Here is a 6,731-nt window from a genome sequence, read left to right as displayed (position 1 = left end):
TCCACGTCCGGCGGCAGAACCGCGATGCTCACCTCAGCCGCCATGCTGCCCCAAAACCCTCCGCCACACTTGCCCGCGCCGCCGCCGACGTTCTGCTCAGTCTGAGTCCATCCGGCGACTGTGGCAACTTCTTCTTTTCACGCGGACAGGCACGGTAATAGAGCGTTACCGTGCCTCACAGTGCACAAAACCATCAATTTACAAGCTTGAGCGTATAGCAATACGAATAGGAGATCGCTTTTGGCAAAGAAACCCACCATTACTGTGGATGCCGAAGGCTATGGGACGTCGCCGCATCGGCCGCTTCGTCAACGACCTCGCCCGCCCACACGTTGTCGGTCAAGACCTCTGCCACGGCTATGCCGCAATGGCAGCTGACTAGGCCCGCGAAGCTGGTGCTGAAGCCGGGAGCGGTGCACTGCACGCCGACGTTGCCACTCAGCCCGGCCGCCATGGCGACTGACTGCACCCCCCGCCGCGGCGAGATCTGACTGATATCCCTCGACCCATTGGTCCACGCCGAGGTCGAGCAGACCCGTCCCGCGGTTATACTGAGCAACGATACGGCCAAGAGACCCCCGACAGGATATACCTGGTACCAATCTCCAACCAAGTCAGCCGCCTCTCCCCGGCAGAGGCTTGTATCTCCGTCGCCGGCGAGCGCCACAAGGCGATGGCCAACCAGATCACGACAACCTGCAAACAGCGGCTCGACAAGATCTCGAAAGATGAGGCCGCTGCAAGGTGGTCTGCGTCTCTCTCGGCCTCTAGCGTTCAGCCGGGTCTCAGCGCGAACACTCTCCAGGACTGCACCCTGCCCCCCTCCCCAACCGTCGCCACATCTCTCATCCGGCCCTCGCGTCTATCCGACCCAAGCTAGGCGTCGCCTAACCCTCTGTCTCAAAGATTTTACTGGGTCGGCGGCACCTTCTCATGGTCGCTCAAAGCTGGCGAAAGCGGAAGCACAGTCTGCCTCCGCAGTTATTGCCTCCCCTGATAGCGAACAGCGCAGCTTGGCAAGTCGATCGCAAGTTATCTGGCCCCTCTGACCACACTAGGTCCGAACTGAGACTAATTGCCAGCCGTCAACTCCATATCGTCGATAGAGGCAAACATTCGTTGCAACCACCCAAAGTAACCGTTAATGCGATTTATATCAACTATCGAGCGTGAATCGCATGTGCGAGCTCCGGCCATGAAATCACCCGCCAAGGTACCGCCTTTCCCACAATCGGCGGTAGCGGCCGATATCGATGCCGTAATCAGCGCGCATGCTCGCGACTTGTCTGAAAAGCTACAGGCCCATCGCTTGGAACTCTTTCCGCCCACTGCTGAAAAAACTCTGCGAGCGTTCCAGGCCAGCGAGGCGGCCAAGCTCCTGGGAGTGAACAGCGGCTATCTGCGCAACCTGGCACTGGATGGCAAAGGCCCCTCCCCACTCGTCACCCCCAGCGGGCGCAGGTCCTATACAGCAGAACAGCTTCAGGACCTGCGCCGCTACCTCGACGCGAGTGGCCGGTCGAGTAAGCGCTACCTGCCCTGCCGTCGCGGCGAGGAGCCTTTGCAGGTCATCGCTGTCGTCAATTTCAAGGGCGGCAGCGGAAAAACCACCACGGCCGCGCACCTCGCCCAACATCTGGCGCTGCGCGGCCACCGCGTTCTCGCCGTCGATCTCGACCCCCAGGCCAGCCTCTCGTCTTTGCATGGTTTTCAGCCGGAATTCGATGTCGGCGCTAACGAAACCCTATATGCGGCAATACGTTACGACGAGCAGCGTCGGCCGCTTCGGGAAGTCATCCAGAAAACGAACTTCCCTGGCCTCGACATCGTGCCGGCCAATATCGAGCTCATGGAGTTCGAATACGATACCCCTCGCATTCTCGCGATGCGAGGGGGTGTTACCCAGGATCGCCTCTTCTTCGCTCGCACCGAGGAAGCCCTGGCGGAGGTCTCGGGCGACTACGACGTCGTCATCATCGATTGCCCGCCGCAGCTCGGCTACCTTACCATGTCGGCGCTCTGCACCGCGACGGCACTTCTGGTCACTGTTCACCCGCAGATGCTGGATGTCATGTCGATGTGCCAGTTCCTCCTCATGATGGGGGACGTGCTCGGCCACCTAAAAAATGCTGGTGGAAACATGGGTTACGACTGGCTGCGATATCTTATCACGCGATATGAGCCCTCGGATGGGCCACAGACCCAGATGGTGAGCTTCCTGCGGTCGCTGTTCGGCCAGCACGTGCTCATCAATCCGATGGTCAAAAGCGTCGCCATCTCGGATGCCGGCATCACCAAGCAGACGCTCTATGAGGTGGAGCGCCGGCAGTTCACACCCTCGACCTATGACCGGGCGATGGAGTGCCTCGATGCGGTCAATGGTGAGATCGAGCAGCTTATCCACGCGGCATGGGGACGACGCTGATGGCCAGAAAAAACCTGCTGACGGGCCTGACGGAGAAAAAGTTGACGGCTGTCAACTCTGACGAGGTGGCCGCCACAAAGGCACCCCCCCTCGCCTTCTCCGGCCGCGGTGCTTTCGGAGCCGTGACGCGTACCATCGACGCCCTCGCCGTGCGCGCCGACGCCGCCCGAGACCTCGAAGCACGGCTCGCGGCTGGCGAAACCATAACGGAACTCGACACCAAGGCCATTGACCGGTCGTTCATCACCGACCGCATGCAATCGGATGACGAGAGCTATCGCCTTCTTCGCGCGGCGATCGAGGCGGAGGGTCAGGCTTCCCCGATCCTCGTTCGCCCGCATCCCACGGCGGAGGGCCGCTACCAGGTGGCCTTCGGGCATCGCCGGTTGCGAGTGGCGTCGGAGCTCGGCCGCAACGTGCGCTGTATCGTCAAGCCGCTCACCGACCGCGAGTTGGTAATCGCGCAAGGCCAGGAGAACAGCGCCCGCGCCGACCTGTCTTTTATCGAGCGCAGCCGATTCGCCCAGGCTCTCGAGGAAGCCGGCTACGATCGGCCCACGATCATGACGGCGTTGAGCGTCGACAAGACGGTTCTGTCGCGCATGATCTCGGTCGTGAATGCGCTACCAGCCAAGCTCATCGCGGCTGTCGGACCGGCGCCGAGCGCAGGGAGGGATCGCTGGCTCGACATCGTTCAGGGTTGGTCAGAGAGCAAAGCCGTCGCGATGGATGCCCTGCTGGCCGATACTGTGTTCGGCTCCGCCAATTCGGATGAGCGGTTCGCCATGCTGCACCAGATGCTGACACAGCCGCTACCGGCGGCACGGCTCGACACTGGTGACCGGCCTGTCGCGGCAAACCGTCCGAGGCAACGCACGGCCCGCTATTGGGCTCCCAAGGGGGGAGAGCGCGTCGCGAAAATTATTATGGAGTCCGACACTTTCACGCTGACGATCGACAAAACCGTAGCTCCTGATTTCGGCGAGTTCATCATGGCTCGACTGGCGCGGCTCTACGCCGAATATGCCGCCAAGGCCGATACCTCCGCCAAGCCGCCGCCGATCCATCATTCGCTCGTCCGCTAGCCGTGGACTTTACTGGGACTCGGGGACCTGTGGACTCTGCAGGGTCCGAGCAGGAAACGCGCCGCTAGGCGACTCGTGGACTTTACTGGGATTGCCGAGTGCTGATGGCGACCAGCCGGTTCGGCACCGGCGGTTTCGAGGGATGCAGCACCAGCCCGGCGCCTCGATCATCCTCATCCACGCGCGCATCTGGATAGACCGCCAGGGCAAGGGCGAGGGTAGGGCGGAAATTGATCTTGAAATGGTCCATCCGGGCATAGCCGGCGCCGAACTGCGCTTTCACAGCGGTCCAGGAAATCGGCCGCGGCCTATCCAGCGAATGTAGCCGGTAGGCTAGCCAGGCATAGACATCCAAGGCCATAGAATTATTGGCAATAGCGCGGATCGCAGCGTCCTGCAGCGGCACAGGATGGCGGCGTAGCTGATTGTAGAAACCTTCCGATAGTCGCGCGGTCTCAACAAAAAGGCTGCCCTGGCCTGGCTGATCTGTATCCACGAACATGGCGGTATCGACCACGTTTTGGTTGGTCATGCCGACCCGGCTGCCGTGCCTCACCGTGAGGCTCAGTCTGCAACGGCTGATGCGTTCACACTGGTCACGAACGTCCTTGAGGCTCTTGCCGCCCACTGGAATGCCCATTTTCGCGAGCCACTCTCGCAGCGAGCGACCAAGCAGGATCTCGCGAGACTGTGTGCGGATTGCTTCGCTCTGTAGATAGATCATGATCAGCCGTGCGCGGCTGCCATAGGGGACACCGACAGGCTCTGGCTTGCCGCTGGAGGTAGGGCGCATGCCTGGCTCGACGACCAGCGCCATGCGCTCGCTCTCGATTTGCCAGCCTGATTCGTTTGGAAGCTTGCGGTGGGGCAGGGCGGCTTGGCACCATCCGGAATAGAGAAACCCAATGCTGTTCTCGTCATCTCCGAGATATTGAGCGGCGGCTTCCACTATCATACGGTCGAAGTCGGCCAGCAGGGCGCCCTGCTTTCCTTTAAGTTCCAGGAGATCGTGAACTTTTCCCATGCCTGCAACCTGTCCGATAGCGATCGTCCTGTCACCGTGGACTTTACTGGGACAAGCTATTGGAAGAAATAATTGTTCTAAGATACTTGTACTGTCCCCAGTAAAGTCCGCGGGATATCTCCGGCTATCGGCTTGATTCATAATGGGAGTCCATTCGGTGGCTTCCCAGGAGAGTCCACGCGGTCTCCCAGTAAAGTCCACGCCGCCAGTGTGGACGCTCCCCAGTAAAGTCCACGGCTGGGCGGTGTGGCGAATGCACGACTCGGTTGAGCGATGCGAAGCCGGGGGCATTTGTCGACTCCATCATGTGCGCTCTTCCCTTTCGAGATGGTGACATACGGTCAGCTTCGGAAGCGCGCTATTTGCCCCAACGACGACGCGTCGGCTCTGCCGTTCTCCCGCTGGCTTTCCGCAATATCAGGTCTTCGCGATGGGCGGGCTGCAAAATCTTTGGGACGGCGCGAGCCTCCGATTCATTGCAGATGACTTTGCCAGTTGGCCAATCAGCTTTGATGACCTGGCACCGCGCTACACCCCCGTCGAGCGCGGAGGGCTTGATGCACGCCTAACAGCGGGCGTGAGCTCCTTCATCAGGCTTTGCAGACCGCGTTGGCCTCCAGCTCCGGTCTTGTCGAAGATCGCGGCCATCTGCGACTTGACCGTGCCTTCGGTTACACCCTGCGCTTGGGCGATTTCATGCCGGGTCAGGCCATCCGAAATGTAACCGGCGATGCGCTTCTCGGTCATCGTCAGCCCAAACAGGCGGCGATAGCCTCGATCGCGGTCTGTACGACGGTACCCGCGGCGGCGATGAAAATGGCCGCCGCGGCCGCGTTCTCGATGCGATCGGACACGGGTGGCCATCCACCTGGCTTCCGACAAGACTAAGCGCGTTAGGCACAAGTCATCGTGCGCAACACTGTCATAGATAGCACCGATCACATCCGAGAGTTGTTGCTGCATCGGTGACCTCTTACTAAAACCGCCCATTCATTTTGTGCTTACTTAGCGCCGTTGGATTATCATTGTGAGCCTGCCTGAGAAGATGTGGGTCGCAAATAACCTGACTTGCGCCAATATTCATAACTCCGGAAGTCCCAGACTGACCAGCCTTCGCCGTTGACCGCGGGCGATGTTTTTTGGCTGTCATCCCCCGTACGGCAGATGACGGTGTCAATGCTGCTGCATGAGGAGTTTGGCAGGTGCTATGGTCATCGCCGACGGGTCGGGCAGCGAAGCTCGATGAAGCACTCCGGCCAGTCGGAGAGATGATGCGAGAGATGGAAGGCGGGTGGGTGCACTGGCCGCTATCGCAAACTGAGCCTGATCACCTGCCTTCGGCGGGAGGGCTGTGCAGGATAATGTAGTTCGCTCTTTGGAGAGCGCGCATGACCTCTGCCGCCACACGGATCGCCGCGATCCTGTCGGCCGGATGGACCGAACGCCGGCCGACGCTTTCGACCCCCATCCGAATGACCCTCTGGAGCTCTGTTTCATCGGGCAGGTAAAGGTCTGAGGTGATCAGCCTGGCTTGGTTGTCCATGAGAGCTCCTATTGCGGAGGGAACAGACCATGAACATTCTACTCTGTGAAGTCCCAAGTTGGAGAGGTGCGCCATCTGCGATCGGCCGTTAGGGCTGCCGACTGCTTGGTCCACAACTCCACGATCTCTCTAATTCCAACGAAGCTTCGAGTGCCGGTTGCCGCACGCAAGCGCTTTTCATTTCCTGAGCAACCTGTCTTGCGATGTTAGGTCATGCTGCTCGATCGTTGCCCGACGTGCTCCCAGGAGGTTTGGCAGCCGCGCTGCTTCTGCCAGCAGCTGTCTTAGGGCCACTTTCTTAAGCTTACTTTCCTCTACGCAGACCCTGAGTCCGACAGTGGATGGAATTCGGCGGCGCGGTAGACGCATGGCCTGCGCGACCGGCGTTTCAGCAGGCGGAAGTGGTAGCTGTTGCTCGTGCGCCGGAGCCGCCACCCGGCCCGCACGCGGCGTTCAATCCAAGACACTAGGTGTTTAGTCCCGGCATTTGGTGGAGCGGGTTTGAGGCGAACCGCTCTGGCTCGTTTTGCCAGGTTCGGCAGACAAATTCGTATGGTGTGAGACCGTTGAGCGTCGTCAGTCGGCGGCCGAAGTTGTAGGCGCTGACGAACTGCTCGAGATGGCGACGAAGCTGCTCGTGGTCGTCGGAATGGT

Annotated in this window: 5 protein-coding genes and 1 pseudogene; 2 read left to right on the top strand and 4 right to left on the bottom strand. The window is 60.4% G+C overall.

Features of this window, described 5'->3' with window-relative positions; genetic code table 11:
- The first annotated feature begins 1,195 nt into the window (after nucleotides 1-1,195).
- Nucleotides 1,196-2,425, top strand: coding sequence for a plasmid partitioning protein RepA (gene repA, locus GSQ92_RS11405; protein WP_159013462.1), 1,230 nt, complete (start codon nucleotides 1,196-1,198; stop codon nucleotides 2,423-2,425).
- A complete protein-coding gene (gene repB, locus GSQ92_RS11400; RefSeq protein ID WP_159013461.1) occupies nucleotides 2,425-3,510 on the top strand; it encodes a plasmid partitioning protein RepB in 1,086 nt (361 codons plus the stop codon). The genes repA and repB overlap by 1 nt, the downstream gene beginning before the upstream one ends.
- A gap of 82 nt (nucleotides 3,511-3,592) precedes the next feature.
- On the opposite strand, the gene GSQ92_RS11395 is transcribed toward repB, so the two are convergent.
- From GSQ92_RS11395 to GSQ92_RS30160, 4 genes and pseudogenes are all read right to left on the bottom strand, one after another.
- On the bottom strand, nucleotides 3,593-4,534 hold the full coding sequence (locus GSQ92_RS11395; RefSeq protein ID WP_158806125.1) for a replication protein RepA: 942 nt from the start codon (nucleotides 4,532-4,534) through the stop codon (nucleotides 3,593-3,595).
- A gap of 528 nt (nucleotides 4,535-5,062) precedes the next feature.
- The gene (locus GSQ92_RS11390; RefSeq protein WP_216856807.1) at nucleotides 5,063-5,281 is read right to left on the bottom strand and encodes a LuxR C-terminal-related transcriptional regulator; all 219 of its coding nucleotides are present in this window, start codon (nucleotides 5,279-5,281) and stop codon (nucleotides 5,063-5,065) included.
- Between the two features lie 580 nt (nucleotides 5,282-5,861).
- Nucleotides 5,862-6,077 (bottom strand): hypothetical protein, encoded by a 216-nt coding sequence (locus GSQ92_RS11385; RefSeq protein WP_159013460.1) that lies wholly within the window; start codon nucleotides 6,075-6,077, stop codon nucleotides 5,862-5,864.
- 466 nt (nucleotides 6,078-6,543) lie between these two features.
- Nucleotides 6,544-6,731, bottom strand: a pseudogene (locus tag GSQ92_RS30160) (IS481 family transposase); the annotation flags it as partial.

Origin of the sequence: Acidisoma sp. S159, from assembly GCF_009766125.1 — a bacterium.
Classification (GTDB): Bacteria; Pseudomonadota; Alphaproteobacteria; order Acetobacterales; family Acetobacteraceae; genus Acidisoma.
The sequence above is the reverse complement of the archived record's forward strand: the minus strand, read 5'-3'. Positions and strand labels throughout refer to the sequence as shown.

What these genes read in the sequence shown, in the direction of transcription:
- GSQ92_RS11395 (WP_158806125.1), bottom strand. Translation starts at nt 4,534, where the DNA reads ATGGGAAAAGTTCACGATCTCCTGGAACTTAAAGGAAAGCAGGGCGCC.
- GSQ92_RS11390 (WP_216856807.1), bottom strand. Translation starts at nt 5,281, where the DNA reads ATGACCGAGAAGCGCATCGCCGGTTACATTTCGGATGGCCTGACCCGG.
- repB (WP_159013461.1), top strand. Translation starts at nt 2,425, where the DNA reads ATGGCCAGAAAAAACCTGCTGACGGGCCTGACGGAGAAAAAGTTGACG.
- GSQ92_RS11385 (WP_159013460.1), bottom strand. Translation starts at nt 6,077, where the DNA reads ATGGACAACCAAGCCAGGCTGATCACCTCAGACCTTTACCTGCCCGAT.
- repA (WP_159013462.1), top strand. Translation starts at nt 1,196, where the DNA reads ATGAAATCACCCGCCAAGGTACCGCCTTTCCCACAATCGGCGGTAGCG.